General features: G+C 65.8%; 28 protein-coding genes. 17 read left to right on the top strand and 11 right to left on the bottom strand.

All coding sequences use genetic code 11. The features are described from left to right. Positions 1 to 10: 10 nt before the first annotated feature. The 3 genes from xdhB to uraH all read right to left on the bottom strand — a co-directional run bounded on the left by xdhB (position 11) and on the right by uraH (position 4,321). Positions 11 to 2,341, bottom strand: a complete 2,331-nt coding sequence (gene xdhB / locus APS40_RS01900; protein ID WP_055045443.1) for a xanthine dehydrogenase molybdopterin binding subunit — start codon at positions 2,339 to 2,341, stop codon at positions 11 to 13. A 160-nt stretch (positions 2,342 to 2,501) separates the two neighbouring features. Beyond that, positions 2,502 to 3,965, bottom strand: coding sequence for a xanthine dehydrogenase small subunit (gene xdhA / locus APS40_RS01905; protein ID WP_055045444.1), 1,464 nt, complete (start codon positions 3,963 to 3,965; stop codon positions 2,502 to 2,504). Further along, positions 3,965 to 4,321 carry a hydroxyisourate hydrolase gene (gene uraH, locus APS40_RS01910; RefSeq protein ID WP_055045445.1) on the bottom strand — a complete coding sequence of 119 codons (357 nt, stop codon included), beginning with the start codon at positions 4,319 to 4,321 and terminating at the stop codon, positions 3,965 to 3,967. The genes xdhA and uraH overlap by 1 nt, the downstream gene beginning before the upstream one ends. Before the next feature lie 209 nt (positions 4,322 to 4,530). Between uraH and puuE the strand changes: the two genes are divergently transcribed. The 6 genes from puuE to APS40_RS01940 all read left to right on the top strand — a co-directional run bounded on the left by puuE (position 4,531) and on the right by APS40_RS01940 (position 10,182). Continuing rightward, complete coding sequence (gene puuE, locus APS40_RS01915; RefSeq protein ID WP_055045446.1) at positions 4,531 to 5,949, top strand: allantoinase PuuE; 1,419 nt, start codon at positions 4,531 to 4,533, stop codon at positions 5,947 to 5,949. Between the two features lie 229 nt (positions 5,950 to 6,178). After that, on the top strand, positions 6,179 to 6,535 hold the full coding sequence (locus APS40_RS01920; protein WP_055045447.1) for an ArsR/SmtB family transcription factor: 357 nt from the start codon (positions 6,179 to 6,181) through the stop codon (positions 6,533 to 6,535). 27 nt (positions 6,536 to 6,562) lie between these two features. After that, positions 6,563 to 7,045 carry an SRPBCC family protein gene (locus APS40_RS01925; protein ID WP_055045448.1) on the top strand — a complete coding sequence of 161 codons (483 nt, stop codon included), beginning with the start codon at positions 6,563 to 6,565 and terminating at the stop codon, positions 7,043 to 7,045. A gap of 103 nt (positions 7,046 to 7,148) precedes the next feature. Continuing rightward, a complete protein-coding gene (locus APS40_RS01930; RefSeq protein WP_055045449.1) occupies positions 7,149 to 7,607 on the top strand; it encodes a VOC family protein in 459 nt (152 codons plus the stop codon). Between the two features lie 94 nt (positions 7,608 to 7,701). After that, positions 7,702 to 9,462 carry a serine hydrolase gene (locus APS40_RS01935; protein WP_156342791.1) on the top strand — a complete coding sequence of 587 codons (1,761 nt, stop codon included), beginning with the start codon at positions 7,702 to 7,704 and terminating at the stop codon, positions 9,460 to 9,462. A gap of 9 nt (positions 9,463 to 9,471) precedes the next feature. Then, positions 9,472 to 10,182 (top strand): DNA alkylation repair protein, encoded by a 711-nt coding sequence (locus tag APS40_RS01940; RefSeq protein ID WP_055045450.1) that lies wholly within the window; start codon positions 9,472 to 9,474, stop codon positions 10,180 to 10,182. Between the two features lie 103 nt (positions 10,183 to 10,285). On the opposite strand, the gene APS40_RS01945 is transcribed toward APS40_RS01940, so the two are convergent. From APS40_RS01945 to APS40_RS01955, 3 genes are all read right to left on the bottom strand, one after another. Beyond that, positions 10,286 to 10,495 carry a hypothetical protein gene (locus APS40_RS01945; RefSeq protein ID WP_055045451.1) on the bottom strand — a complete coding sequence of 70 codons (210 nt, stop codon included), beginning with the start codon at positions 10,493 to 10,495 and terminating at the stop codon, positions 10,286 to 10,288. Beyond that, positions 10,496 to 10,651, bottom strand: coding sequence for a hypothetical protein (locus APS40_RS01950; protein WP_156342792.1), 156 nt, complete (start codon positions 10,649 to 10,651; stop codon positions 10,496 to 10,498). A 106-nt stretch (positions 10,652 to 10,757) separates the two neighbouring features. Next, entirely contained in the window at positions 10,758 to 11,216 is a 459-nt protein-coding gene (locus APS40_RS01955; RefSeq protein WP_055045453.1) for an SRPBCC family protein, read from the bottom strand. A 61-nt stretch (positions 11,217 to 11,277) separates the two neighbouring features. Here APS40_RS01955 and APS40_RS01960 point away from each other — a divergent pair, with 61 nt between their 5' ends. From APS40_RS01960 to APS40_RS01975, 4 genes are all read left to right on the top strand, one after another. Then, positions 11,278 to 11,601: an ArsR/SmtB family transcription factor gene (locus tag APS40_RS01960; protein ID WP_055045454.1), complete on the top strand. Its 324-nt coding sequence runs from the start codon at positions 11,278 to 11,280 to the stop codon at positions 11,599 to 11,601. A 145-nt stretch (positions 11,602 to 11,746) separates the two neighbouring features. Beyond that, complete coding sequence (locus APS40_RS01965) at positions 11,747 to 12,901, top strand: DJ-1/PfpI family protein (RefSeq protein WP_055045455.1); 1,155 nt, start codon at positions 11,747 to 11,749, stop codon at positions 12,899 to 12,901. 150 nt (positions 12,902 to 13,051) lie between these two features. Further along, on the top strand, positions 13,052 to 14,062 hold the full coding sequence (locus tag APS40_RS01970; protein ID WP_055045456.1) for a GlxA family transcriptional regulator: 1,011 nt from the start codon (positions 13,052 to 13,054) through the stop codon (positions 14,060 to 14,062). A 140-nt stretch (positions 14,063 to 14,202) separates the two neighbouring features. Then, positions 14,203 to 15,024, top strand: coding sequence for a bifunctional allantoicase/(S)-ureidoglycine aminohydrolase (locus APS40_RS01975; protein ID WP_055045457.1), 822 nt, complete (start codon positions 14,203 to 14,205; stop codon positions 15,022 to 15,024). On the opposite strand, the gene APS40_RS01980 is transcribed toward APS40_RS01975, so the two are convergent. Next, entirely contained in the window at positions 15,019 to 15,348 is a 330-nt protein-coding gene (locus APS40_RS01980; RefSeq protein ID WP_055045458.1) for a hypothetical protein, read from the bottom strand. The genes APS40_RS01975 and APS40_RS01980 overlap by 6 nt on opposite strands. 137 nt (positions 15,349 to 15,485) lie before the next feature. Between APS40_RS01980 and APS40_RS01985 the strand changes: the two genes are divergently transcribed. From APS40_RS01985 to APS40_RS02000, 4 genes are all read left to right on the top strand, one after another. Then, the gene (locus APS40_RS01985) at positions 15,486 to 15,926 is read left to right on the top strand and encodes a cupin domain-containing protein (protein WP_156342793.1); all 441 of its coding nucleotides are present in this window, start codon (positions 15,486 to 15,488) and stop codon (positions 15,924 to 15,926) included. Positions 15,927 to 16,062: 136 nt separating this feature from the next. After that, positions 16,063 to 16,566, top strand: coding sequence for an ureidoglycolate lyase (locus APS40_RS01990; RefSeq protein ID WP_055045460.1), 504 nt, complete (start codon positions 16,063 to 16,065; stop codon positions 16,564 to 16,566). 89 nt (positions 16,567 to 16,655) lie between these two features. After that, the gene (locus tag APS40_RS01995) at positions 16,656 to 17,426 is read left to right on the top strand and encodes an META domain-containing protein (protein WP_082434132.1); all 771 of its coding nucleotides are present in this window, start codon (positions 16,656 to 16,658) and stop codon (positions 17,424 to 17,426) included. A 154-nt stretch (positions 17,427 to 17,580) separates the two neighbouring features. Further along, entirely contained in the window at positions 17,581 to 18,204 is a 624-nt protein-coding gene (locus APS40_RS02000) for a nucleoside deaminase (RefSeq protein ID WP_055045462.1), read from the top strand. A gap of 13 nt (positions 18,205 to 18,217) precedes the next feature. Here the strand turns inward: APS40_RS02000 and APS40_RS25445 are convergent, their stop codons facing one another. Next, positions 18,218 to 18,352: a hypothetical protein gene (locus APS40_RS25445; protein WP_257720969.1), complete on the bottom strand. Its 135-nt coding sequence runs from the start codon at positions 18,350 to 18,352 to the stop codon at positions 18,218 to 18,220. A gap of 356 nt (positions 18,353 to 18,708) precedes the next feature. Between APS40_RS25445 and APS40_RS02005 the strand changes: the two genes are divergently transcribed. Then, the gene (locus APS40_RS02005) at positions 18,709 to 19,434 is read left to right on the top strand and encodes an intradiol ring-cleavage dioxygenase (protein ID WP_335338174.1); all 726 of its coding nucleotides are present in this window, start codon (positions 18,709 to 18,711) and stop codon (positions 19,432 to 19,434) included. A 279-nt stretch (positions 19,435 to 19,713) separates the two neighbouring features. On the opposite strand, the gene APS40_RS02010 is transcribed toward APS40_RS02005, so the two are convergent. Then, complete coding sequence (locus tag APS40_RS02010; RefSeq protein ID WP_055045464.1) at positions 19,714 to 21,240, bottom strand: DEAD/DEAH box helicase; 1,527 nt, start codon at positions 21,238 to 21,240, stop codon at positions 19,714 to 19,716. A 571-nt stretch (positions 21,241 to 21,811) separates the two neighbouring features. Between APS40_RS02010 and APS40_RS02015 the strand changes: the two genes are divergently transcribed. Both APS40_RS02015 and APS40_RS02020 read left to right on the top strand, forming a co-directional pair. Continuing rightward, positions 21,812 to 22,339 (top strand): hypothetical protein, encoded by a 528-nt coding sequence (locus APS40_RS02015; RefSeq protein WP_055045465.1) that lies wholly within the window; start codon positions 21,812 to 21,814, stop codon positions 22,337 to 22,339. Between the two features lie 29 nt (positions 22,340 to 22,368). Next, the gene (locus APS40_RS02020; protein ID WP_055045466.1) at positions 22,369 to 23,202 is read left to right on the top strand and encodes a DUF4097 family beta strand repeat-containing protein; all 834 of its coding nucleotides are present in this window, start codon (positions 22,369 to 22,371) and stop codon (positions 23,200 to 23,202) included. 8 nt (positions 23,203 to 23,210) lie between these two features. Here the strand turns inward: APS40_RS02020 and APS40_RS02025 are convergent, their stop codons facing one another. After that, positions 23,211 to 24,005 (bottom strand): molybdopterin-dependent oxidoreductase, encoded by a 795-nt coding sequence (locus APS40_RS02025; protein ID WP_055045467.1) that lies wholly within the window; start codon positions 24,003 to 24,005, stop codon positions 23,211 to 23,213. Next, a complete protein-coding gene (locus tag APS40_RS02030; protein WP_082434133.1) occupies positions 24,002 to 24,997 on the bottom strand; it encodes a cytochrome b/b6 domain-containing protein in 996 nt (331 codons plus the stop codon). Before APS40_RS02030 ends, APS40_RS02025 begins: the two co-directional genes overlap by 4 nt. Positions 24,998 to 25,002: the final 5 nt, after the last annotated feature.

A 25,002-nucleotide genomic window follows, 5' to 3' on the forward strand; every position in this document is an offset into this window, starting at 1 on the left:
AGCACCCGGCTCACGTGGTGCCCCTCGCCCGCCGCATCCGCTCGACGCCCATCAGCACCCGCTCGGGCGTCGCCGGCATATCGAGCTGTGGGGCGACCTTGTAGTCGGCCACCGACGCCACAGCCATCGACAGCGCCTCGACCACCGAATAGCCCAGCACCAACGGCGGTTCGCCCACGGCCTTGCTGCGGCCGATCGCCGGCTCCTTGTTGATGCTCCATTCGGCCAGCCGCACATTGAAGATGCGCGGCACGTCGGAGGCGAGCGGGATCTTGTAGGTCGAGGGCGCATGGGTGCGCAGTTGCCCCTTGCTGTCCCACCACAATTCCTCGGTGGTGAGCCAGCCCATCCCCTGGATGAAGCCGCCCTCCACCTGGCCGATATCGATCGCCGGGTTGAGCGAGCGGCCGACATCCTCGAGCACGTCGGAACGGTCGACCTGGTACTCGCCGGTCAGCGTGTCGATGGTCACCTCCGACGCCGCCGCGCCATAGGCGAAATAATAGAACGGATGCCCGCGCCCGGTGGTCCGGTCCCAGTGGATCTTGGGCGTCTTGTAGAACCCGGCGGCCGAGAGCTGCACCCGGTTCATCCAGCACGAGGTGGCGAGCTCGTCGAACGGCACGAACTGCTGCCCGGCCCGGATGCCGCCGAACTCCCACTGCACCTCCCTGGGTTCGACCTCGTAGATGAAGGCGGCATGCGCCGCCATCCGCGCCTTGATCTGGTTGGCCGCGTCGAGCGCCGCCATGCCGTTGAGATCGGTGCCGGAGGAGGCCGCCGTCGCCGAGGTGTTGGGCACCTTGCCGGTATTGCTGGCGGTGATCTGCACCCGCTCGACCGGCACGCCGAAGGCGTCGGCCACCACCTGCATCACCTTGATATGGAGCCCCTGCCCCATCTCGGTGCCGCCATGGCTCAGATGGATCGAACCGTCGCGATAGACATGCACCAGCGCGCCCGCCTGATTGTGCCAGGTGGCGGTGAACGAGATGCCGAATTTCACCGGCACCATGGCGATGCCCTTCTTCAACACCTTGCTGGTCTTGTTGAACTCGAGGATGGCGGCGCGGCGCGCCTGATAATCCGAGCTCTGCTCGAGATCCTCGATCACCCGGTGGATGACATTGTCCTCCACCACCTGGTGATACGGCGTCACGTTGTTGCTGTCGGTGCCGTAGAAATTGGCCTTGCGGATCTCCAGCGGATCCTTGCCCAGCGCGTAGGCGATGTCCTCGATCCAGCGCTCGGCCGCGATGATCCCCTGCGGGCCGCCGAACCCCCGGAAAGCGGTGTTCGACACCGTGTTGGTGAACAGCGGCAGCGAGTTCACCCTGACGCTCGGGTACCAGTAGGCGTTGTCGCAGTGGAACAGCGCCCGGTCGGTCACCGGGCCGGAGAGGTCGGCCGAATAGCCCGAGCGCGCCGCATAGGTGGCGGTCACCGCCTGGATCTTGCCGTCGGCATTGTAGCCGACATCGTAATCGACCACGAAATCGTGGCGCTTGCCGGTGATCTGGAAATCGTCGTCGCGATCGGGGCGAATCTTCACCGCCTTGTTGAACGTCTTGGCCGCCACCGCGGCCACCACGGCGAAGAGGTTGCCCTGGGTTTCCTTGCCGCCGAAACCGCCGCCCATGCGGCGCATGTTCACCGTCACCGCGGCATGCGGAATCCCCAGTACCTGCGCCACCATCACCTGGATTTCGGTCGGGTGCTGGCTCGAGACCTGCAGCGTGATCTCGTCGTCCTCGCCCGGAATGGCAAGCGCCGCCTGGCTTTCGAGATAGAAATGCTCCTGCCCGCCGATCCGCACCCGGCCCTTGACCCGGTGCTGCGACACGGCAAAGCCGGCTTCGACATCGCCTCGTTCGAGCTTCAGGGGCTCGGTCACCAGCTTGCCGCCCGCCGCCATCGCCGCATCGACGTCGGTGACATGCGGCAGATCGCGATATTCGATCCTCGCGAGCTTTGCCGCCCGCCGCGCCGCCTCGCGCGTCTCGCCGATCACCGCGAACAGCGGCTGGCCCCAGGTGACCACCCGGGTAGTGGCGAACACCGGCTCGTCATGCTTATGCACCGAGCTCACGTCGTTCTCGGCCGGAATGTCCTCGGCCGTCAGCACGCCGACGACGCCAGGCGCCGCCCGCACCGCATCGAGGTTCATCGATGCGATATCGGCATGCGCCTTGGTGGAGAGGCCGAGATAGGCGTGCAGCGTGCCCTCGGGCTCGACCAGATCGTCGATATAGTCGGCGCGCCCGGCCACCTGCTTGATGGCGGAGTCGTGCTTGACCGAAACGTGCAGCGGCGAGGCGGTGATTGGGGATTGCTTGTTCATGGGTGCTCACCATCAGCAGACGGCCCCCTCCCGGCCTCCCCCATGAAGGGGGAGGTGAAGAGTCGAGCTTGTGGCGCGATCGTGCCAAACACTGGATGCGGCACCTCCCCCCTTGTGGGGGAGGATGGGAGGGGGCCGTCTGCCGGCAATAGCGCACGCATCACGCCACCTCCCTCGTCAGCCGTTCGCCCTCGCCCGTCGTCTCGAGGAAGAACCGCCGCAACAGGTTCTGCGCCGCCAGCAGCCGATATTCGGCCGAGGCGCGCATATCGGTCAGCGGCTGGTAGTCCTCGGCAAAGGCCGGGATCGCCGCTTCTACGGTCGCCACGGTCCACGGCTTGCCCACGAGCGCCGCTTCCACCGCCCGGGCCCGCTTCGGCGTCGCCGCCATGCCGCCATAGGCAATGGTGATCGCGGCCACCTGGCCCGCATTTAGCCGCAGCCGGAAGGCGCCGCAGAGCGCCGAGATATCCTCGTCCTTGCGCTTGGTGATCTTGTAGCAGGCGAACGCTTCGCCCGCCGGCAGCGACGGGATGGTGACGCTCTCGACGAACTCGCCGGGCTGCCGGTCCTGCTTGCCATACGCGATGAAGAAATCCTCGAGCTTCACCTCACGACGGGCCTCGCCCCTCCTGAGCGTGATCGAGGCGCCGAGCGCCATCAGCGGCGGCGGCGTGTCGCCGATCGGCGAGCCATTGGCGATATTGGCGCCGATGGTGCCCATGTTGCGCACCTGCTGACCGCCGATGCGCATCCAGAGTTCGGTCAACTGCGGAAAGCGTCCCGTCACCGCCGCGGTGGCGTCGGAATAGGTCACTCCGGCCCCGAGCTTCAGCGCACCTTCGGTCGCTTCGATCGACTGCAGCCCGGCAACGTCGCCGATGAAGATCATCGGCCCGATATCGCGCATGAACTTGGTGATCCACAGGCCGACATCGGTGGCGCCCGAGACCAACGTCCCCCCGGGGTTGGCGGGATAGACTTCGGCGAGATCGTCGGCCGAGGCCGGCACGATGATCCGGTCCTTGCCCTCGCCGATCTCCACCCGGCGGCCATCGCGCAGCTTCTCGAGCCGCGCCCTGATCGTCTGCCGTTCGACCACCAGCGGATCGGCCACCACCTTGCCATAGGCCGAAATCGACCGGCCGGCCTTGATGATCGGCGAGTAACCGGTGCAGCGGCAGAGGTTGCCCTGCAGCGCCACCTCGATATCGTTCACCGACGGATCGGCGTTCTGCATCCACATGCCGTAGAGCGACATCACGATGCCCGGCGTGCAGAAGCCGCACTGGCTGCCATGATGCTCGACCATCGCCTGCTGCACCGGGTGCAGCGGGCCGTTGGCCGCCGACAGGTGCTCGACCGTCACCACATGCGTTGCATCGAGGGAACCGACGAAGCAGATGCAGGCATTGACCGATTCATAGACCAACTCGCCCGACGTCACCCGCCCCACCAGCACCGTGCAGGCGCCGCAATCGCCCTCGGCGCAGCCTTCCTTCGAGCCGGTCATGCGCTTGTCGAGGCGGAGAAAATCGAGCAGCGTACGGGTTGCCGAAATCTCGTCCAGCACGACGTCCTGGTCGTTGAGGATGAAGCGCAGCTCCTTCCGGATCTCGGTCATCAGCTTCCCCGGTAGGTCGAATATCCATACGGCGAGACGAGCAGCGGCACGTGGTAATGCGCCGCCTCGCTCATCGTGAACCGCACCGGCACCGTGTCGAGGAATGGGTTCTCGAGTTCCACCCCGATCCGCTCGAAATACTGCCCCACATGGAAGATCAGCTCGTAGCTGCCCAGATGGAAGCGGTCGCCTTCCAGCAGCGGTTGGTCCACCCGCCCGTCGGCATTGGTGTGTCCGGACCATATATGGTGCGTATGGTCGCCATGTACCATCAGCAAATCGAGCCGCATGCCCGCGGCCGGCTTGCCATGCGTCGTATCGAGTACGTGCGTCGTCAGGCGTGCTGAACCCGCCATCGTCTAGTCCCTTCGCCCTGCCCGCCGGATCGCCCCCACGGCTCCCGCTTGCCGTTGAGGCATTACCTCAAGTTGCCTGACTATTGAGCATATTCGACTCCGTTCCAAGGGGTGCTGGGTAGATTTTTACCAACTGGTCCACTTTTACCGCCCTTGCGTCGCGCGAGCCCGCTCGCGATAAATCGGCGACCAACCTGAAGGAGCAAGCGATGCGTTATCCCCGGAACATGCAGGGTTACGGCCCGAATCCGCCGGATGCGCAATGGCCCGGCGGCGCGCGTGTCGCAGTGCAGTTCGTGCTCAACTACGAGGAAGGCGGCGAGAACAACATCCTGCATGGCGACGCGGCGTCCGAGGCCTTCCTCGTCGACGTGATCGGCGCCGTGCCTTGGCCGGGCAAGCGGCACTGGAACGTCGAGTCGATGTACGAATACGGCGCCCGCGCCGGTTTCTGGCGGCTGCACCGGCTGTTCGCTGGCCTGAACCTGCCGGTCACCGTCTATGGCGTCGCCACGGCGCTGCAGCGCTCGCCCGAGCAGGTCAAGGCCATGCTCGACGCCGACTGGGAGATCGCCAGCCACGGGCTGAAGTGGATCGACTACAAGGATTACGACATCGAGCACGAGCGCGAGGACCTGCACGCCGCGATCAAGCTCCATACCGAGGTGATCGGCAGCCGCCCGACCGGCTGGTATTGCGGCCGCACGTCGGTGAACACCGTCGACCTCGCCAGCGAGGAAGGCGGCTTCACCTATGTCTCCGATACCTATGACGACGACCTGCCCTATTACCGCGAGCATTTCGGCAGCCCGCAGCTGATCATCCCCTATTCGCTCGCCACCAACGACATGCGCTTCACCACCGCGTCGGGCTTCGCCAATGGCGAGGAATATTTCCAGCTGCTCAAGGACACCTTCGACGTGCTCTATGCCGAGGGTGAGGCCGGCTCGCCCAAGATGATGTCGCTGGGGCTGCACTGCCGGCTGGTCGGCATGCCTGGCCGCTTCGCAGGGCTCAAGCGCTTCGTCGACTACATCCTCCAAAAGGACAAGGTCTGGATCGCCAAGCGCATCGACATCGCCGAGCACTGGCTGAAGACCCACCCCTATGTGAAGCAGGAGATCGTCCCGTCAGAGCTGGCGCTCGACGATTTCACCCAGCTGTTCGGCAACGTGTTCGAACACTCCGAATGGGTGGCCGAACGGGCCCACAAGCGCGAGATGGGCCCGGCGCACGATACCGCGACGGGCCTGCATGCACTGATGAGCCAGGTGTTCCGCGCCGCCGCACCGGCCGAACGGCTCGCCGTGCTCAACGCCCACCCCGATCTCGCCGGCAAGCTCGCGGCGGCCAGGCGCCTGACTTCGGAATCCGAGTCCGAACAGGCCTCGGCCGGGCTCGACGCGCTGACCGATGCCGAGCGGAGAAAGTTCGGCGAGATGAATGCGGCTTATGTGGAGAAGTTCGGCTTCCCCTTCATCATTGCCGTACGCGACAACACCAAGGCGCAGATCATGGCGGCGTTCGAAAAGCGCCTCGCCAATGATCGCGAGGCCGAGTTCGCCACCGCCTGCCGGCAGGTCGAGCGGATCGCGGAACTGCGGATCAGGCAGATTCTGGGCGGCTGAGCCAGACGCTCCTCCGGCGCCAGCCGACCCCCACCCCTGTCCCCTCCCCCTAAACATGGGGAGGGAGACCAAAACACCGGCATCAGTGAGAGCGTCTCCCCCCCTTCTTAGGGGGAGGGATCAAGGGTGGGGTCAGCCCGCGCCGGCGCTTCGGTGTGCACACACCCTGCTTGACATCCCCCACAACATCAATCATAACCATATCGTTATATAGCGAACAGGTTATGAAATGCAGCCGAATCCGAACCAGCTCGATCTTACCTTCGCCGCCCTTGCCGATCCGACCCGGCGGGCGATCCTCGCGCGCTTGGCCGAGGGCGAGGCGTCGGTCAATGAGCTGGCGGCGCCGTTCGAGATGAGCCAGCCGGCCATCTCCAAGCACATCAAGGTACTGGAGAATGCCGGGCTGGTGTCACGCGGCAAGGATGCGCAGCGCCGTCCGGTGAAGATCGAGGCGCTGCCGCTGGCCGACGCCGTGGGCTGGCTCGAGAACTATCGCAAGTTCTGGGAACAGAGCTACCAGCGCCTCGATACCCTGCTCGACGAGCTGCAGCGTTTCGCCCCCAAGGGCGACAAGAAGAACTGAGCCACAAGAAGACCGGAGGAGACGCCCATGCAGCCGCCTTTGACAATCACCCTGCCGTCGGACCGCGAGATTGCCGTCACTCGCACCTTCAAGGCGCCGGCCGACCTGGTGTTCGACTGCTGGACCATCCCGGCGCTGATCCGCCGCTGGCTCGGGCCGGCCGACTGGGTGTTCGTCACCTGCGAGTTCGATGCCCGCGTCGGCGGCAAGTGGCGCTTCGTCACCAGGGGGCCGAGCGGTTTCGAGATGGGCTCGTCCGGCGAGGTGCTGGAGATCAACCGGCCCGACTGGATCAAGACCAACGAAATCTACGACATGGACTGGACCGGCGGGCAGACCATCGTCACCAACCGCATCACCGAGGCCGATGGCATCACCACCTCGGTGGTGAACATTCTCTACGCCAATAAGGAAGCACGCGACGGTGCCAGGGCCACCCCGATGGCCGAGGGCATGGAGATGGGCTTCAAGCGGCTCGATGAACTGCTGGCCGATATGCCGGCCTACTGACGCCCCGGGCACGCCCGGACACACTGACTTTCAACAGCGACTACCCCACCGCTGAAGCGTTCCGCTTCAGGGACCAGGACAACTCACCCCAAGGAGACTTCAAATGCCCAAGATCATGCCCTGCCTGTGGATCGACGACCGCATCGAAGAGATGGTGGATTTCTACGTCAAGACCTTCAAGGACGCCGAAATCCACAAGGTCGACCGCTATCCGGATGGCCGCGTGCTCACCATCACCTTCCGCCTGCGCGACCAGGAGTTCATGGCGCTGAATGGCGGCCCGCAGTTCAAGTTCACCGAAGCGGTCTCCTTCACTGTCGATTGCGATGGCCAGGAGGAGGTCGACTACCTGTGGGATACCTTGGTCGCCGACGGCGGCGAGGAGAGCCAGTGTGCCTGGCTGAAGGACAAATACGGCCTCAGCTGGCAGATCGTCCCGCGCCAGCTGACCGAAGCGCTCGCCGGCAGCGATCGCGCCGGAGCCGGCCGCGCCATGCAGGCCATGTTCCAGATGAAGAAGATCATCGTGGCCGACATCGAAAAGGCCTACGCCGGCAACTAGCCGGAAGCTTCCCCCAACCCATCGCCGGGCCTTCCCCCGCGTGCTGCCCAGCGCGCGGCCGGGAGCGGCTTGCCGCAAAAATCCGGAGTTCCCTATGCGCCGCCGAACCTTCCTCCTCACCGTCAGCTCGCTGGTGCTGGCCTCGAGTCTTCCCACCCTCGCCCGGCAGCCGACTTTCGAGCCTGCCGCCCTCGCCGCGCTCAAGGGCAAGATCGAAGCCTCGATCGCCAAAGGCGACATGCCCGGCGCCGTCTGGCTGCTCGCCAAGGGCGACGAGGTCGTCGTCGATACCGCCGGCAGCACCGCCTATGAGGGCGGCGTGCCGATGCGGCGCGACACGATCTTCCGCATCGCTTCGGTCGGCAAGGCCGTCGGCACGGCGGCAGTGATGATGCTGGTCGAAGACGGCAAACTCCGCCTCGACGAACCGGTCGATCGGCTGCTGCCCGAACTCGCCAACCGCCAGGTGCTGAAGGATCTCAAGGGCCCGATCACCGACACCGTGCCGGCAACCCGCCCGATCCTGGTGCGCGACCTGATGAATTTCACGCTCGGTTTCGGCGTGCTGTTCGACCCGACCCTGCCGATCCAGCAGGCGATCGACGCGCGCCAGCTGGTCAACGGCCAGCCGGTGCCGCCGACGCCGTGGACGCCGGACGAATGGCTGGCGAAGTTCGCCGAGCTGCCGCTGATGCATCAGCCGGGCGAGACCTGGATGTACAATACCGGCTCGCTCCTGCTCGGCGTACTGATCGCCCGCGCCTCCGGCATGCCGCTCGAGGATTTCCTCGAGGCCCGCATCTTTGCCCCGCTCGGCATGGCCGATACCGGCTTCTTCGTGCCGCCGGAAAAGCTCGATCGTTTCCAGCCGGCCTATGCCGTGAATTTCGCCACCAACGAGCAGTTCCTCGAGGATCCGGTCGACGACGTCTGGAGCAGGCCGCCGAGCTTCCCCTCAGCCGCCGGCGGGCTCGTCTCGACGCTCGACGACTATCTCGCCTTCGCCCGCATGTTGCTCAACCGGGGCCAGTACAAGGGGACACGCCTCCTAAGCGAGGCCTCGGTGGCCGAGATGACCCGCAACCAGCTGACGCCGGAGCAGAAGAAGGATGCCGGATTCGTCCCGGGCTTCTTCGACAAGCTCGGCTGGGGCTATGGCGTGCTGACCCACGACACGCCCGACGACATCACCCCCACGCCCGGCCGCTACGGCTGGGATGGCGGTTACGGCACCAGTTGGGCCAACGACCCGGTGAGCGGGCTGATCGGCCTGATGTTCACCCAGTCGGTGCAATATTACATCACCTCCAACCAGTTCCACGATTTCTGGCGCGGCGCATTCACCGCCATCGGCGCCGAAACCAAGGGAGTGTCCGACCTGCCCGAGCTCATCACCGACGACGTCGCCGTCACCCGCAGCTTCAACGCCTCACCCGAACGCGCCTGGCGCGCTTGGACCGAGGATACCGAAGTGATCAAGTGGTGGGGCCCACGCCCCTGGACCAGCCCGGAAGCCCGCATGGATGTGCGCGAGGGCGGCTATTCGGTGGTACTGATGCGCTCGCCCGAGGGCCACGACCTGTGGATGCGCTGGGAATATACCAAGGTGATCCCCAACCAGCGGCTCGAATACGTGCAAAACCTCTCCGACAAGCACGGCAACCCGATCGATCCAACCAGTGTCGGCATGCCGGCCGAGTTCCCGCGCGATGTCGCGACCGTGGTGACGCTGACGCCCAAGGGCGACGTCACCGAGGTCACCATCACCGAGCACACCACCACCACCAGGCAGATGATGGATTACTCGCAGCTCGGCCTCGAGCAGGTTATGGATCAGCTGGGCCAGACCTTCTGAGGCGCAGGAATGGAACTCACCGCTGAAGCGATCCTCGCCCGGCTGCAGGACATGCGATCGGACGAGGAGCGGCAGAAATATCACCGCTACTTCAGCTTCGAGGACGATGCGGCCGACACTTTCATCGGTGTGCGCATGGGCGAGGTCTTCGCGCTGGCCAAACAATGCCTCGCGACGCCGCCCTCCGAGATCGAAAAGCTGATGGAGTCCGGCATCCACGAGGCGCGCGCCGCCGCTATGAGCATCATGGCCAAGCAGTACCAGGCGAGGCACACCACTCTGGAGCGCAAGCAGGAACTGTTCGAGCTCTACCTGCGCCGGCACGACCGCATCAACGACTGGGACCTGGTCGATCTCGCCGCCTATCACGTGGTCGGCCCGCATTTGGTCGACCGCCGGCGGGACGTGCTCTACCGGCTGGCGAAATCGACGAACCCGTGGGAGCGGCGCACCGCCATTCTCGCTACCTTCTCGTTCATCCGCCGCGGGCAGCTCGACGACGCCTTCGCCATCGCCGAACTGCTGCTCGATGACCCGCAGGAACTGGTGCAGAAGGCAGTCGGCTGGATGTTGCGCACCACCGACGGCAACCGGCCGGCGCTCGATGCCTTCCTCGACCAGCACGCCGCAAACATGCCGCGCATCATGCTGCGCAACGCCCTCGAGCATTATGCGCCGGACGATCGGGCGCGATATCTGGCGATGGGCAAGGGGAAGTAGAGCGCTCCCGTTGAGCCGTTCGGGAGGATTTCACGATGTGCTCACCCCACGCACCGGCCGTCATCGAGTTTGGGGTGGCTTCGGTGGTCGTGTAGCGCGGCCCTCAGTCGCCGCCTTCCCCGTCGGACTCGGCGATCGAGAAATCGTCACCACCGCCATCGCCGCTGCCCCGCCCTGCCCGTTGCCAGAAGCTTCCAGCCAGCCAGCCGAGGCCGATCAGCACAGCGACGGTCAGGACCGGCCAGAACATGGTGAGAAATCCGTAGACCGGCTCGCGGAACGACTGTTGCAGGTCGTGCAGCCAATCCAGCATTCACTGCCCCGGATGGATCCCGTCGCGCTCGTCATGCGGCTCGCCGTCTTCCCAGTCGATCTCGGTATCGAGCGGGGGCTCAGCGTGGCCAAGCAGGCGATCGATCCACTGGCGCAGGGCGCGCCCAGCCTGTTCCAGTTGGATCGGATCGATCAACGGGCGCGGGTCCAGGGGGTGCGGATGGTCGGGTTGCGATGCCATGCGGCAGAATCTGCGCCTGATTTCTAAACTTTTCCTGACACTCCGTGCCAGCCGCCCCTGGCTACTTGTAAAAGCCCTCGCGCAGGTTGAGGCCATGCTCAAGATAGACCTTCATCGCGCACAGCATGCCGGTCCACCCCTCGGTATTGCCGATACAGGCGTCGAGCGCCTGCTGCGTTTCCGTCCACCCGGTTTCGCTGATGGTCACCAGGGTGCGTCCGTCCTCGAGCGGCTCGAAGCTCATGGTGACGGTCGTGTCGCCGCTCGGATCGGCGCCCGTGCCTTCGGCGGCGCCCCAGCGCAGCACGATCCGCTTGTCGTCGACCACCTCGACGACGTGCACGGGAAACGCCCCCGGGAAATCGGCGAAATCCCAGGTCACGGTTGCACCGGTCCGCAGTCGCCCCTGCGCGCCGCCGGTGGTGAAATAGCCCGAGAGCTTGGCGGGGTCGGCCACCGCCTCGAATACCTCATGCACCGGCTTGGCGATGCGGCCCGACACTTTCAGCTTCACATCCATGACGTCTCTCCTTGCTGGGTTTCCCCTTGTCTTTCCGGCAATTATGTTATAAAAATATAACATGTCAAGCGACGACGAAAACGACAGGATTTTCAAGGCCCTGGGTAACCGGGTACGGCGCAGCATGCTGGACCGGCTGAAGGACAACCCGCAGACTACCGGAGCCCTGTGCGACGCCTTCTCCGAACTCGACCGCTGCACGGTGATGCAGCATCTGAAAGTGCTGGAAGAGGCAGAGCTGGTGGTTGCCCGCCGCGTGGGGCGCGAGCGCTGGAACCACCTCAACGCCATTCCTATCCAGCAACTGCACGAGCGCTGGATCGGCAGCTACGCCGCCTATGCCGCGCAGGGCCTGCTCAAACTCAAGCAGGGTTTGGAGGGGTAAGCCTGCGGCCTCTCAGTGATCCTCCCCCCGCGTGGCGGTGGAGGGCGGCAGCGCACGCTTTGCCCTTGGCAGAAACTGCACGTCATTTGGCAACCGCTGTCCTTCGACTGCCACTAGCCTCCTCTCATTCAAGAGGAGAACGGACATGCGCAAGCGGATCATCTTCGCAGCAATCGGCGCCATCGTGCTCGCGGCATTGATCGCCACCCCGCTCCTGCTCGTCCCCGGTACGCCCGCCGCCGCCCCACCGCCGGCTGAACCGATCGCTACCGACGAGCAGGCCGCCACCATCGCGGCGATGCGCCCGACCCGCGCGACCGCCCGGCCGGTGATCGCCATCGTCACCTGGAACCAGGCGACCGAGCTCTCCGACTTCTTCTCCGCCTACGGCGTGCTGAAGCGGGCGGACGTCGCCGAGGTCACTGTGGTGGCCGAAAAGCCCGAACCGGTGCAGCTCTACCCCGGCCCGAAAATCACTCCGGAAACCACCATCGCCGACTTCGATGCCGCGCATCCCGATGGCGCCGATTACGTCGTCGTCCCCGCCATGGATCCGGGCACCGACCAGGTGATCGCCGACTGGCTGGTCGCCCAGCATGCCAAGGGCGCCAGGATCATCTCGATCTGCAACGGCTCGCGCATGCTCGGCTTTGCCGGCCTGCTCGACGGCCGCCGCGCCACCGGCCACTGGAGTGCCGTGGCCGAGCTGCGTGCCAGGCACCCGACCATGACCTTCGTCCCCGACCGCCGCTATGTCGTCGACGACGGCGTCGCCACCTCCACCGGCATCACCGCCAATATCCCGATCATGCTGGCGCTGGTCGAAGCCATCGGCGGCCGCGCCGTTGCCGAGCGCACCGCGGCGGAATTGGGCGTTGCCAGTTGGGATGCGCGGCACCGCTCGTCCGGTTTCGAGCTGACGCTCGAGCACAAGAAGACCTTTATCCGCAATGCCCTCACCTTCTGGCGGCGCGAGACCGTCGGCATCCCGCTCGAAGCCGGCGTTGACGAGGTGGCGCTGGGCCTGCTGGTCGATGCCTATGCCCGCACCAATCTCGCCAGCGTCGTAACGGTCAATCCCGGCGGCCTCCCCGTACGCAGCCGTTACGGCCTGCTCATCACCCCCGACCGATCGAGCCAGACGGCGCTGCTCGATCAGCTCTTGCCGCCGCCGCAGGCAGAAGCCCCCGCCCAGACGCTGGAGCGTGCCTTGCCGGTGTTGGCGCAACGCTACGACCTGCCGACCGCCAGGATCGTGGCATTGGTGATGGAATATCCGTGGGCGGGTGGGGCGCAGTAGGGGAGCCTCCGCGACTCTCCCCACCCACTGCATGTCATCCCGGCGAAAGCTGGGATGACACCGGTTGGGAGGTGAGGCCTGTGGTCGGAAGCGGCTGGCTGCCTCTCCCCCAAGGTTTCAACCATCTCCGATGCGCATTAGGATGAACTCATGTCGCAGCCGCTGCCCCCAACCCGCCGCATCGCCATCGTGGCTTATGACGGCTTCCAGTTGCTCGACGTCACGGGCCCTGCCGAAGTCTTTGCCAAGGCCAACGAGTTCATCCCCGAACTTGCCGCCCGCCCGCTGCTTTACGAGATCGTGGTGGCCAGCCCGACCGGGGGCACCATCGCTTCGTCCTCTGGCCTCGCGCTCGCCGGCACCGTGCCGCTCGAGACGCTCGGGTCCGACATCGACACCCTGCTCATCTCGGGCGGACCGGAAGGTCCGGTGCGCCGCGCCGCCGAGGAGACCACGCTGCTCCCCTGGTTGACCGAGCGCGCACCAGGCATCCGGCGCATCGCCAGCATCTGCACCGGCGCCTTCCTGCTCGGCGCGGCCGGCCTGCTCGACGGCCGGCGCGCCACCACCCACTGGTCCTCGACCCGGCTCCTCGAGCGCCTGTTGCCGCGCACCGAGGTGGTGCCCGACGCGATCTTCGTCGGCGACGGGCATGTCTTCACCTCGGCCGGCGTCACCGCCGGCATCGATCTGGCGCTGGCTCTGGTCGAATACGATTGCGGCCCACCGGTGGCGCTACGTACGGCCCGTGAGCTGGTGCTCTATCTGCGCCGGGTGGGCGGCCAATCGCAGTTCTCCAGCAGCCTTGCGGCGCAGGCCGGCGCCGGCGACGCGCTGCAATCGCTCCTCACCTGGATCGCCGGCAATCCCGAGGCCGACCTCAGCGTCGCCGCACTTGCGGATCGCGCCATGATGAGCGAGCGCACCTTTGCCCGCAGCTTCCGGGCTGAAACCGGCGTGACCCCGGCCCGCTATGTCGAGCTCGTGCGTCTCGATCGCGCCAAGCAACTGCTGGAATCGACCCGCTTTCCGCTCGCCCGCATCGCCGAGCGGTCCGGCTTGGGCAGCGCCTCCACCCTGACCCGCAGCTTTCGCAAGCACCTGGGCACCACGCCCGAAGGCTATCGCGAACGCTTCCGCATCGAGGGTACGCGGGGCTGAACTCGTGGCCGGCAGAATGTCTCAGTCGGCGCTTCCCTCCCCCCGACCTGCCGCGTCCGCCAGGAGGGGCGCAACGGCCCCCTGTCCGCTTGTGGCCTTTCGCGCTAAGAGGGCTGACCACTCACCAACGCTGAATTCCGATGGCCCCCACCACCTATGCCGGCCCGATCGCCGGCCTGCCTGACCAGACCGCCCTCCACACCGGCCGCGCCGTGTTCACCGAAGCCTATGCCGTGATCCCGCGCGGGGTGATGAGGGACATCGTTACGAGCTATCTGCCGCACTGGAAGGACACCCGGGCCTGGGTGATCGCCCGTCCGATGACCGGTTTTTCCGAGACCTTCTCGCAGTACATCGTCGAGGTGTTTGCCGGCGGGGGTAGCGACAAGCCGGAACCCGATGCCGGTGCCGAAGGGGTGCTGTTTGTCGTCGAGGGCCAGGCGGCGCTCACGGTCGACGGCAAGTCTCACCTGCTGAAGGCCGGCGGCTATGCCTTTCTGCCGCCTGGCACGCGCTGGGCACTGCACAACAAATCCAGCGCACCCTTGCGCTTTCACTGGATACGCAAACGCTACGAGGCTGTCGAAGGTATCGACGCTCCGGCGGCGTTCGTTGCCAACGAGCAAGACGAACCGATCATCTGGATGCCGGGCACCGACAGCCGCTGGGGCACCACCCGTTTCGTCGACCCCACCGATGTCCGCCACGACATGCACGTCAACATCGTGACGCTCGAGCCCGGCGCGGTGATCCCGTTCGAGGAGACGCACGTCATGGAGCACGGCCTCTACGTGTTAGAGGGCAAGGCCGTGTACCGGCTCAACCGCGACTGGGTCGAAGTGGAAGCCGGCGATTTCATGTGGCTCAGGGCGTTCTGCCCGCAATCCTGCTATGCCGGCCCGAACCGCTTCCGCTACCTGCTCTACAAGGATGTCAACCGGCACGCCAAGCTCGGGCTATGACCCAAGCCGGCTGACCGCCGCGAGAAGCTCATCGAGGCTGTCGACGGTGGCATCGACCAGATCGTCCGGCGGCAGCCTGCTCGTCTCGGCGATCAGGTAGTCCCGGTTCACCGCAATCTCCTCGCGCAGCTCGGCTAGCCGCCGGAGCGCCAGGTCGTGCTCGTCGGAGTTAACGGGATGATCGGCAAGCTGCGTTCCGAGATAGGTGGCGCGCAGCTGCCACCCTTCGAGGTAGCGTTGGTATGGCTGCGTGATGGTGGAGATTTCGCTGCGCACCAACGCTTGGATGGGGCCGGCGGAGGTAAGTTGAATCTGATTGTGCATCTTTTAACCTAAGTCACGAGGCCCACAACGTTTTCCTCCCCGCTTGGTTCAGTGCGGCACCAGAGAAAATTGCTTGCGGCTGGCCGGGCCGACGGCCATCGTCGCCTCGCATGCGCGATAGGGAGAACGCGATTCAGATGACACGATTGAGAATGCTGGCCGTATTGGCCCTCTTGGCGTCGCCGGCGATCGCCGAAGACCTGACGCCGCCGAGCTACCAGAACCTGCTCACCCCGCTGCTGCAGGGCGGCAGCGACGTTTTGGGCAGCCCCCTCGCCTACCCCGCGGGCACGCCCAATGTGACTTCGGCCATCGTCACCATTCCGCCCGGCGGCGAGACCGGCTGGCACGAACACGAGGTGCCGCTGTTCGCCTATGTGCTCGAGGGGGAACTGACCGTCGATTACGGCAGCAAGGGCACAAAGACCTATCGGGCAGGCGAGGCGGTGCTGGAAGCGGTGGGCTGGCCGCATAACGGCACCAATACCGGCAGCGTGCCGATGCGGTTGGTGGCCGTCTACATGGGCGGCGGCAGCGCCCCGAATACCGTCAAGGTCGACCCATCGGCGCGCAGATGATCCGGCAGCGGGCTCCGCGGGCCCACCGCCTCCGCGTCGCTTCGAAAGGTCGGCAGAACCGGCGCCCCGGTGCTTCGGCATTTCGTTACCGTGAGGAAACGCACTAGGGTCGCCGCCCAGCAACCGGGGAATCGCCATGACAGCCAGCCGCACCCTCTTCATCGAGCCGCTCACCCGCGAGGCCTATGCTCCGTTCGGACAGGTGATCGAGACCGAGGGCGCTCATCACTATCCGATCAATGGCGGCATGACCGAGCGCTACCATGACCTCGCAAAGGTCGAACTGGGCGGCGTGCATCCCCGCCCGCTGGTGTCGATCGCGCGGGGCCAGCCCTACGCCTTGCCGTTGACGCTGAAGATGGTGGAGCGCCACCCGCTCGGCAGCCAGGCCTTCTATCCGCTGTCGCAGCGCCCCTTCCTGTCGATCGTCGCGCCGGATGAAGGCGGCATCCCCGGTCGCCCGCGAGCATTCCTCGCCGGGCCGGGCCAGGGCATCAATATGGCGATGAACACCTGGCACGCCGTGCTGACGCCGCTCGGCGAGACCTCGGACTTTCTGATCATCGATCGTGGCGGCGAGGGCAACAATCTCGAGGAATACTTCTTCGATGAGCCCTACCTCGTCGTCGAGCCCGACTGATTTCTTTTACCCATCCGCCGCTTCGGCGTCGCAACTGCGTTGCAATTGCTCCATAATCTGCCGCAACGCGGATCGGGTGGAGGCAAATCATGCGTATGGTTGTGGCAATGGTGGCGCTGTTGCTGGCGCTTGCGAGCCCGGCGCTGGCCGCCAAGGTGACCCTCACGGGCGAAGTGACCTATCGCGAGCGCATCGCGCTGCCCCCGGGCGGCACGCTCTCCGTGTCGCTGATCGACCTGGCGTCGCCCGACAAACCGCGTGTTTCGGCCAAGGCACCGATCGCCGGCCCCGGCCAGGTGCCGCTGACCTTCACCCTCAATTTCGACGACACCGTTATCGTCGCCGGCCACAGCTATGCGCTGATCGCCGAGATCGCCGGGTCCGATGCGGTGTGGTTCCGCAATGTCGAGCCCTATCCGCTGGATCCGCTGGCCCCGGCCGCACCCATCGTGATCGTCGTCAACATCGTGCCCAGGGACACCCCGGTGGTGACGCCCGAACCCGCCGTGGCAGCGCCGCCGCCGATCCTCGACGTCACCTGGCAGGCCGAAGCCATCGGCGGCGTGCCGGTGGCCCGCGGCATCGTCTCTTCGCTCTCGATCGCTTCCGACATGCGCGCCGGCGGCCGCGGCGGCTGCAATTCGTGGTTCGCCCAGGCCGAGATCAATGCCGAGCGCCTGATCTTCAGCGCCGTCGCCGCCACGCGTATGGCCTGCGTCTCTGATGAGGCCACCAAGCAGGAAGACAACTTCTTCGCCGCTTTGGCCGCCACCCGCTTCTGGCGGCTCGACAAGGATCACCTGATCCTGCTCGACGCGGGCGGGGTGGAACTGGCAACCCTCGGGAAATCGCGGTTCTGATCGTTCTTGCACGGGCGGCGCCCCCATCGTCCCCTCGCCCTCTGGGGAGAGGGGGCGCTAGAGGCACCGCCCGCGTTCTCCGCCCCAGCCTGCAAACCCCGTTGACGTTCCTCCCGCCTCCCCTCAGGCTCATGGCACCCAACCGGAGCCCCCGATGCATACGCCCGACCTGATTTCCCGCCTGCTCGATGTCATCGAACTCGACCTCCTGCCCCTGACCAAGCGCGGCGTCGGCGGCGGCAACAAGCTGTTCGGCGCGGCGATCCTGAGGAAATCCGACCTGTCGCTGGTCGTGGGGGAAACTAACAACGAAACCGAGAACCCGCTCTGGCATGGTGAAATGCACGCCATCAAGCGCTTCTACGAACTGCCCGCCGCCGAGCGCCCGGCGCCGCAGGACTGCCTGTTCCTCGCCACGCACGAGCCCTGCTCGCTCTGCCTCTCCGGCATCACCTGGTCGGGCTTCGACAATTTCTATTATCTGTTCAGCTACGAGGACACGCGCGACAGCTTCGGCATTCCGCATGACATCCGCATCCTCAGGGAAGTCTACGCCGTGCCGGACCCCGACCGCGACAGCGTCCCCGAGGACCGGCCGCTCTACAATCGGAAGAACGCCTTCTTCGAAAGCCACGCCATCCAGCAGATGATCGCCGGGCTCGACCGCTCCTCCAAGGAGCTGCTGGTCGGCCGCGTCGACGATCTCAACGCCGCCTATAACGACCTGTCGGCCGCCTACCAGAAAGACAAGGGCAAGAAGGGCATCCCGCTGAGCTGAGGCTAGAGACGGGCTAGACCAGCACCACGCTCGCCGCGGCAAACGCCAGTACCGCAAGGGCAGTGGCGAACAGCACGAGCAGCAGGATCTGGGTTCCGATGCTGAACGCGCCCGGCCGGTCGGGCCCGTGCTCCCGATCGGGGTTCACGGAACTCAGCCGAGGTCGGCGCGCTGCGCGAGCGGCGCGGTTTCAACCGGCAGGACCGAGGCGGCGATGGTGAGCGTCGCCATCGACATCACGAACAGGGCAACCAGAGTGAGCTTCAGCATTTTTGCCCCCCAACGGGCGAGGCCGGTGCGGCCTGGCGGTTCATCTTGAGGGCGACAATGCGGCGCGGTGGTTGAACGTTCCCGGAATCCTGCGTTTAGCTGGCGTTCAGGAACGCCACTTTCGCCACATTTCACCAGATTGTTTCGAAGACCTCATGCACCTCTCCAACTTGTAACTGAGGGTTTGCCCGTTCGTGCCCTACATCGGGCAGGTACCGAATGGAGACCGCCCCCGTGCCCAGTTCACTCAATCGCCGCGATGCCCTGCGTCTTGTCGCCGTCACCGCCGCCGGTGGCGCGCTGATGAGCCAGGAGGCCTTCGCGCAGGAAGCAGGCGCCGCGACGAGCGCAAAGAGCACCTCGGGCCTGATGCCCGACGCCGATGTCTGCGTCATCACCCCGGAAGTCACTGAAGGGCCCTATTACTTCGATCCCAAGCTGGAGCGGGCCGACATCACCGAGGGCACCCAGCAGGGCGTCGCCACCACGGTGCGGCTGCAGATCGTCGATGGCAGCTGCCGGCCGCTCGAGGGGGCGCGTGTCGATATCTGGCACTGCAATGCCGAGGGCCTCTACTCGGGCTATGCCAACCAGACCGGCGGCCTCGACACGACCGGCCAGACCTTCCTGCGCGGCACCCAGTTTGCCGGCGCCAACGGCATCGTCGCGTTCGAGACGATCTATCCCGGCTGGTATGCCGGCCGCACCACCCACATCCACTTCAAGGTGTTCCTCGACGAGCGGACCGTGCTCACCGGCCAGCTGTTCTTCCCCGATGCGCTGAGCCAGTTCATCTACCAGAACATCGAACCCTATTCCGCCCGGGCCGCGGCCCGCGACGTGCTCAACGGCAACGACAACATCGCCAGCCGGGCCACCCGTGCCTCCTTCGCCTATGTGAAGGAGCTCGACCAGCGCTATCTCGTCGCCATGATCATCGGCGTCGATCCCAACGCGTAGTCGTCGACCGGCTTCGGCGGCGCCCCCGCCGGCGCTGGCCGCCCGCCGCCGAATGGCGCGATGAGCGCACCATCGACGGAGACGAGCGTCAGCCTGATGCTGGGGATCAAGGGCATCCGATAAGGCAAAAGGGCGGCCCGATGGACCGCCCTTTTCATTTGCGAGTTCTCTCAGTCGTCGATTCCCTCCCCCTTGAGGGGAGGGATTGAGGGAGGGGGTGGTGCGGTGATCACAGATTGATCCCCCCACCCCTCCCCTCTAGAGGACGGGGAGCAGAAGTCACCCCGCCGCGCGTTCGCCTTCGCGGCGCTGCCGGCCGGCGTCCTTCTGCTTCTTGTTCCAGCGCTGCTTGGGTGCCGGGGTGCCCTGCCCGGTGGGCTTTTCCCACCAGGCTGGCGCGGTCGCCGGCGCGCCGCCATTGTGCGAGACGTTGCTGCCCTTGCCGGCGCCGCCACGCACCTGCTGCGCGTTGCCGCGCTGCTGCTGCTGGTTGCCACCGGGAGCCGCATGGCCCTCCCCGCCGCGCTTGCGGCCGTCGACGATCGCCGCCTTCTTGGCGCCGGAGAAGTGCCGGCCGGCATTGGCGTGCTTGCGCTGCCCATCGGGACGCGGGGCCTGCGGGCGCGGCGGCTGGCGCTGGGCACGCACCTGGGCGGCGTCGATCACTTCGCCGCCATTGCCCTTGAGCTCGCCACTGACCGGCAGGGTCTTGCGGATCAGCCGCTCGACGTCGCGCAGCTTGCCGCGCTCGGTGCCGTCACAGAGCGTGATCGCAAAGCCCGAGGCGCCGTTGCGCGCCGTGCGGCCGATGCGGTGCACGTAGTTCTCAGGATCGTCCGGCAGCTCGTAGTTGATCACGTGGGTGATGTTCTGCACGTCGATGCCGCGCGCCGCGATATCGGTGGCGACGAGGATGCGCACCGAACCGTTGGCAAAGCCTTTGAGCGCAGCCTGGCGGGCGTTGTTGGATTTGTTGCCGTGGATCGCCGCGGCCTCGTGCCCGTCGATCGCGAGGTTCTTTGCCACCCGATCGGCACCGTGCTTGGTGCGCGAGAAGATGATGACGCGGCTGAGGCTTTCGTCCTCGAGCAGCTTGTTGAGCACGCCACGCTTCTCCTTCGAACCGGCGAGGATCACCCGCTGATCGATGGTGCCGGCGGTCTGCGCCGGCGGGTTGGCTTCGACCCGCACCGGATCGTTCAACAGCCCCTTGGCGAGCTCGGCGATTTCAGGCGCCATGGTGGCCGAGAACATCGCGGTCTGCCGGCGCGGGCCGATGGCGGCGGCGATCTGCTTGACGGCGTTGATGAAGCCCATGTCGAGCATGCGGTCGGCTTCATCGAGCACCAGCCAGCGCGTCTCGGTGAGGCGCAGCTTCCTGTCGTCGATCAGGTCCTTGAGGCGGCCGGGGGTGGCGATCACCACGTCGACGCCGCGCGCGATCTTCTGGATCTGCCCGCCGCGCGAGGCGCCGCCGAGCACCAGCACGGTCGAGAGCTTGGCGCCCGCCAGCTTGTGCAGCACTTCGTCGATCTGCACCGCCAGTTCGCGGGTCGGCGCGAGGATCAGCGCCCTGGTTGTCATCGGGTTCGGACGGCCGCTCAACGCCGCGATCCCGGCAAGGATCGGCAGGCCGAACGCAGCGGTCTTGCCCGAGCCGGTCTGGGCGATACCCATGATGTCACGACGCTCGAGCTGCGGCGGAATGGCTTTCGCCTGGATCGGCGTGGGAGTGTCGAAACCGGCAGCGGTCAGCGCGCTCAACAGCTGCGCCGGCAGGCCGAGTTCGGAAAAGGAAGTGGTCAATGGTCAAACTTTCATTGGCGCGCTCCGGGCCAATCGGTGCGCTTGGGTCGCCAAACCCATTTGGGCTCAGCGTGATCAATCGATGCAATGGCGACGGGATTGCCGCACGGTTGCGCTGTCTCCCGGTGTTCCCGCGACTCTGGCGGGGGACATTTCCGGGGCACTTCGCCGCTCACCGTTTTTGGCCAGTAAGAAGAGAAGTCCATCGCCGTCATCGCGCGTGTTTCCCGATGGAACGGGACGAGTGCGCGGGGCGAATGATCCGCATATGGGCGATATGTGCCGGATTGGCAAGGGATTTCGCGCAGGGAGCTATGCGGGGGTGCTGACTGAAGCAGACGGCCTCCTTCCCGGCCTCCCCCATGAAGGGGGAGGTGAAGAGGAGAGTTCGCGGCTCGATGGTGCCCGATACTCAATGCGGCACCTCCCCCCTTGTGGGGGAGGATGGGAGGGGGCCGTCTCTATCAGTCGGCGCGCAAAACCCCACCTGGGCAGAAATGACGCCATCACTACACATGATGACGTCATATTGACATTGACATGACGCCGCTCCGATGTCATTCGTTGCGCCATGGACCTGACCCCACACATCGACAGCCTGCGGCGTGACTTGATTGCTGCAGCAGAAGTTGCAGCTCCCGAAACCCGTGCCGCCACTGAGCGCCTGCTGTTCGCCCTGAGCCCGGCTGTGCGGCTGGCGCTGATGGATGCGATCAGCCAAGCCGCCGCCGAGATCACTTCGAGGATGCCCAGTGGTGGCGTCGAGGTGCGACTCAACGGCCGCGAGCTGGATTTCGTGCTGCAACTGCCGCCCGCAGAGACCGCCAGCCCCGCTCCATCGCTCGAGGAGGCCGATGATGACGGCAGCCTGGCTCGCATTTCGCTGCGCATGCCGGAGACGATGAAGGCGAAAGCCGAGGAACTGGCGGCGCGTTCCGGCCAATCGCTCAACAACTGGCTGGTCACGGTCGTTCGGTCAGCCACCCGGGGCGATCTCCCGCCGGTCGGCCCGGCCGGTGCTTTTCCGGCCACTGACCCGTTCGGCGGTAAGCGGGGCAACCGCCGCATGACTGGCTGGATCAAGCCGACCGAACCCTGAACCGCAGCTTCCGCAACAGGAGAGACGAGATGACCATGCATCGCTTCGAGACGCGCCAGCCAGTCCGGCTGCTTACCGAGATCGGCAAGGGTTCGGTGAAGGTCGTTGCCGCTGAAAGCACCGAGACCATTGTCGAACTGACCGGCCGAGACGCCGATCAGGTCCGCGTCAGCCAGGACGGCGACCAGATATTGGTGATCGGCCCGAAGCAGCATGACGGGTTCTTCGGCGGCGACACGCGGCTCGATGCCGTCATCACCGTGCCAAGCGCCAGCGATGTCGCCGTGCGGACCGGCAGCGGCGACATCAGCGTCGTCGGCAGCGTCGGAATAACCCATCTGAAGAGCGGCTCGGGCGACCTGGTCGTGGATACGGCGACCGGCGCGATGGTGCTGGATACCGGCTCGGGCGACATTCGCGTCGAGCGCGCCGGCGATGAGGTCAAGGCACGAAGCGGTTCGGGTGACGTGCTCGTCGCGGAAGCGGCTGCACTGGTCGAAGTTTCGACCGGCTCCGGTGACGTGCAACTGGGCACAACGCGCGGCTCCGCCTCGGTGAAGACCGGGTCGGGCGACATCAAGGTCGGGGATGCCGGGACTGACGTGACGCTCAAGACCGGGTCGGGCGATCTGACGATCGGTACGGCACGTCGTGGCCGGGTCACCGTCGAGGGCGCCACCGGCGATGCGCATGTTGGCGTCCCCTCGGGCATCGCCGTATGGACCGATATTTCGACCGTCACGGGCCGCATTCACTCGACCCTGCGGGGCGCCGGCCAGCCGGCAGACGGCGCCGATCACCTCGAGATTCGCGCCAGGATGGTCACTGGCGATGTCATCCTGACCGAAATCCAGGGGGCGTGAACCGCCCCTCAGATTCCCCCATACCAATCATAGCCGTGATCTTCCCAGTAGCCTCCCTGCCCCAGGCCGAACCGGGCGAAACTGTCGACCAGCTCGATGGTATGGACATATTTGGGCTGCTTGTAGCCCAGTGCCCGTTCGATGCGGATGCGGACCGGAGCGCCGTTGGCGACCGGTAGTGCCGCATCGTTGAGGCCGAACGCCGCGATGGTCTGCGGGTGGAAGGCGTCGATCAGGTCGGAGCTGGTGTAATAGGCCTCCGGCGCCGAGAGTCCGCCGCCCATCTGGTCGTAACAGTGATAGACCGCGAACTTCGCCTCAGGCTTCACCCTGGCCTCGTCGAGCAGCCGGCTCAGCGGCACGCCCGTCCACTTGGCGATGCAGCTCCAGCCCTCGACGCAGTCATGCCGGGTGATCTGGGTGCGCGCCGGCATGTTCTGGAGCTCGGCGAGCGAATACTCCTTCGGCGTCTCCACCAGCCCGGTGATCCTGAGCTTGTAGGCCGCAAAGCCGCTCGCCTCGAGATCGCGGTAGAGCTCGATGTTGCGCGGGTCGGTTGAGCCGTTCGGCCGCTGCCCCTGGCGGATCTCGCTCGGGGAGAACTCCTTGGCCAGAGCCTGCTCGCCGACCAGCGCCCGTTGCGCGGTATAGGTCAGCTGGTTGGCCCGCTCGAGAAAGTTACGCACCGGATGGTCGCGCTGGCCGAGGAAATCGAACTGGTCGCAGCCGGCCAGCACCAGCGAGCCGGCCGACGCTGCACCGAGCCCGAGCAGCCGGCGGCGGTTCAGGATCAACCGGCTCATTTCGACTTCTCCTTACCCGGCGCACCGGCTGCCTGCTCCCCTGAGGGGATGGGGGTGGGGGTCCATCGGTGATCACCGGACCACCCCCTCCATCGTTCCCTCCCCTCAAGGGGGAGGGAGGCGCTGCGGCGAGACCCAGAGTCCGGCTCGGTGCCCGGGCTGGTGCGATAGTTGCCCGTGATCATCGAGCGCAGTTCGTTGATCGGCCCCGCCAGCACCACCATGGCGATATGCACCACGAAGAACAGCACCAGCAGCAGCATCACGATGAAGTGGATGGTGCGCGCCGTCTGCCGGCCGCCGAACAGTTCGACCAGCCACGGCCAGCCGGCATTCATCGTCGGCGACATCGAGAGCCCGGTGAGGATGATCAGCGGGAACAAGATGAAGAACACCCCGAAATAGGCGAATTTCTGCAGCGGCGTATAGCTGCGGCCGTGATGGAATTTGAAGCGCAGATGCGCCCAGATATCGCCGGGGAGCTCCCTGAGGTCGCGCGGCTTGAGGATCACGTCGCGCCACAGGTGGCCGTTGGCGAGGCTCGACAGCAGCCAGATGGCGAGTGCGCCCGAGAGTACCCAGGCAAAAAAGAAATGCACCACCCGACCGGTGGCAAGGTCGCGGAACGACGGGATGGTGGCCCAGCCGGGGAAGCCGACGAAGTTGGGGTTCCCCCTAAGGTCGCTCATCCCGAGCACCCCGGTGGTGTCGAACTTCTGGCCGAACACCGTGGTGAAGCCGCGCGGCCCCGCGTCGGTGTTCTCCGCCCCGATCCTCAGGATCGCATTGTCGAACGCGAAGCCCGACTGCTGCCCGACATAGAGCGCCGGATGGGCGTTCCAGATCTGCAGGCCACTCAGCAGCAGGAAGAACATGGCGATCGCCCACACCCAGTGGGTGATGCGGGTCAGGACCGCCTGCCGATAGATCAGCGGACCTTTCGCCTTCACAGGTTTGCCAACCTCGACTCTGTCGATTGCCTGATCGGTCATCGTGT

This window comes from Devosia sp. A16 (assembly GCF_001402915.1).
GTDB lineage: Bacteria > Pseudomonadota > Alphaproteobacteria > Rhizobiales > Devosiaceae > Devosia_A.

Coding starts and splice junctions, on each gene's coding strand:
- APS40_RS02025 (WP_055045467.1), bottom strand. CDS start 24,005: ATGAGCCGGTTGATCCTGAACCGCCGCCGGCTGCTCGGGCTCGGTGCA.
- APS40_RS01975 (WP_055045457.1), top strand. CDS start 14,203: ATGGCCCCCACCACCTATGCCGGCCCGATCGCCGGCCTGCCTGACCAG.
- APS40_RS01985 (WP_156342793.1), top strand. CDS start 15,486: ATGACACGATTGAGAATGCTGGCCGTATTGGCCCTCTTGGCGTCGCCG.
- APS40_RS01925 (WP_055045448.1), top strand. CDS start 6,563: ATGCAGCCGCCTTTGACAATCACCCTGCCGTCGGACCGCGAGATTGCC.
- APS40_RS01940 (WP_055045450.1), top strand. CDS start 9,472: ATGGAACTCACCGCTGAAGCGATCCTCGCCCGGCTGCAGGACATGCGA.
- APS40_RS01960 (WP_055045454.1), top strand. CDS start 11,278: ATGTCAAGCGACGACGAAAACGACAGGATTTTCAAGGCCCTGGGTAAC.
- APS40_RS01970 (WP_055045456.1), top strand. CDS start 13,052: ATGTCGCAGCCGCTGCCCCCAACCCGCCGCATCGCCATCGTGGCTTAT.
- APS40_RS01965 (WP_055045455.1), top strand. CDS start 11,747: ATGCGCAAGCGGATCATCTTCGCAGCAATCGGCGCCATCGTGCTCGCG.
- APS40_RS02000 (WP_055045462.1), top strand. CDS start 17,581: ATGCATACGCCCGACCTGATTTCCCGCCTGCTCGATGTCATCGAACTC.
- xdhA (WP_055045444.1), bottom strand. CDS start 3,965: ATGACCGAGATCCGGAAGGAGCTGCGCTTCATCCTCAACGACCAGGAC.
- APS40_RS01980 (WP_055045458.1), bottom strand. CDS start 15,348: ATGCACAATCAGATTCAACTTACCTCCGCCGGCCCCATCCAAGCGTTG.
- APS40_RS02020 (WP_055045466.1), top strand. CDS start 22,369: ATGACCATGCATCGCTTCGAGACGCGCCAGCCAGTCCGGCTGCTTACC.
- APS40_RS01945 (WP_055045451.1), bottom strand. CDS start 10,495: ATGCTGGATTGGCTGCACGACCTGCAACAGTCGTTCCGCGAGCCGGTC.
- APS40_RS01995 (WP_082434132.1), top strand. CDS start 16,656: ATGCGTATGGTTGTGGCAATGGTGGCGCTGTTGCTGGCGCTTGCGAGC.
- uraH (WP_055045445.1), bottom strand. CDS start 4,321: ATGGCGGGTTCAGCACGCCTGACGACGCACGTACTCGATACGACGCAT.
- APS40_RS01935 (WP_156342791.1), top strand. CDS start 7,702: ATGCGCCGCCGAACCTTCCTCCTCACCGTCAGCTCGCTGGTGCTGGCC.
- xdhB (WP_055045443.1), bottom strand. CDS start 2,341: ATGAACAAGCAATCCCCAATCACCGCCTCGCCGCTGCACGTTTCGGTC.
- APS40_RS01920 (WP_055045447.1), top strand. CDS start 6,179: ATGCAGCCGAATCCGAACCAGCTCGATCTTACCTTCGCCGCCCTTGCC.
- APS40_RS01990 (WP_055045460.1), top strand. CDS start 16,063: ATGACAGCCAGCCGCACCCTCTTCATCGAGCCGCTCACCCGCGAGGCC.
- APS40_RS01930 (WP_055045449.1), top strand. CDS start 7,149: ATGCCCAAGATCATGCCCTGCCTGTGGATCGACGACCGCATCGAAGAG.
- APS40_RS02030 (WP_082434133.1), bottom strand. CDS start 24,997: ATGACCGATCAGGCAATCGACAGAGTCGAGGTTGGCAAACCTGTGAAG.
- puuE (WP_055045446.1), top strand. CDS start 4,531: ATGCGTTATCCCCGGAACATGCAGGGTTACGGCCCGAATCCGCCGGAT.
- APS40_RS02015 (WP_055045465.1), top strand. CDS start 21,812: ATGGACCTGACCCCACACATCGACAGCCTGCGGCGTGACTTGATTGCT.
- APS40_RS01955 (WP_055045453.1), bottom strand. CDS start 11,216: ATGGATGTGAAGCTGAAAGTGTCGGGCCGCATCGCCAAGCCGGTGCAT.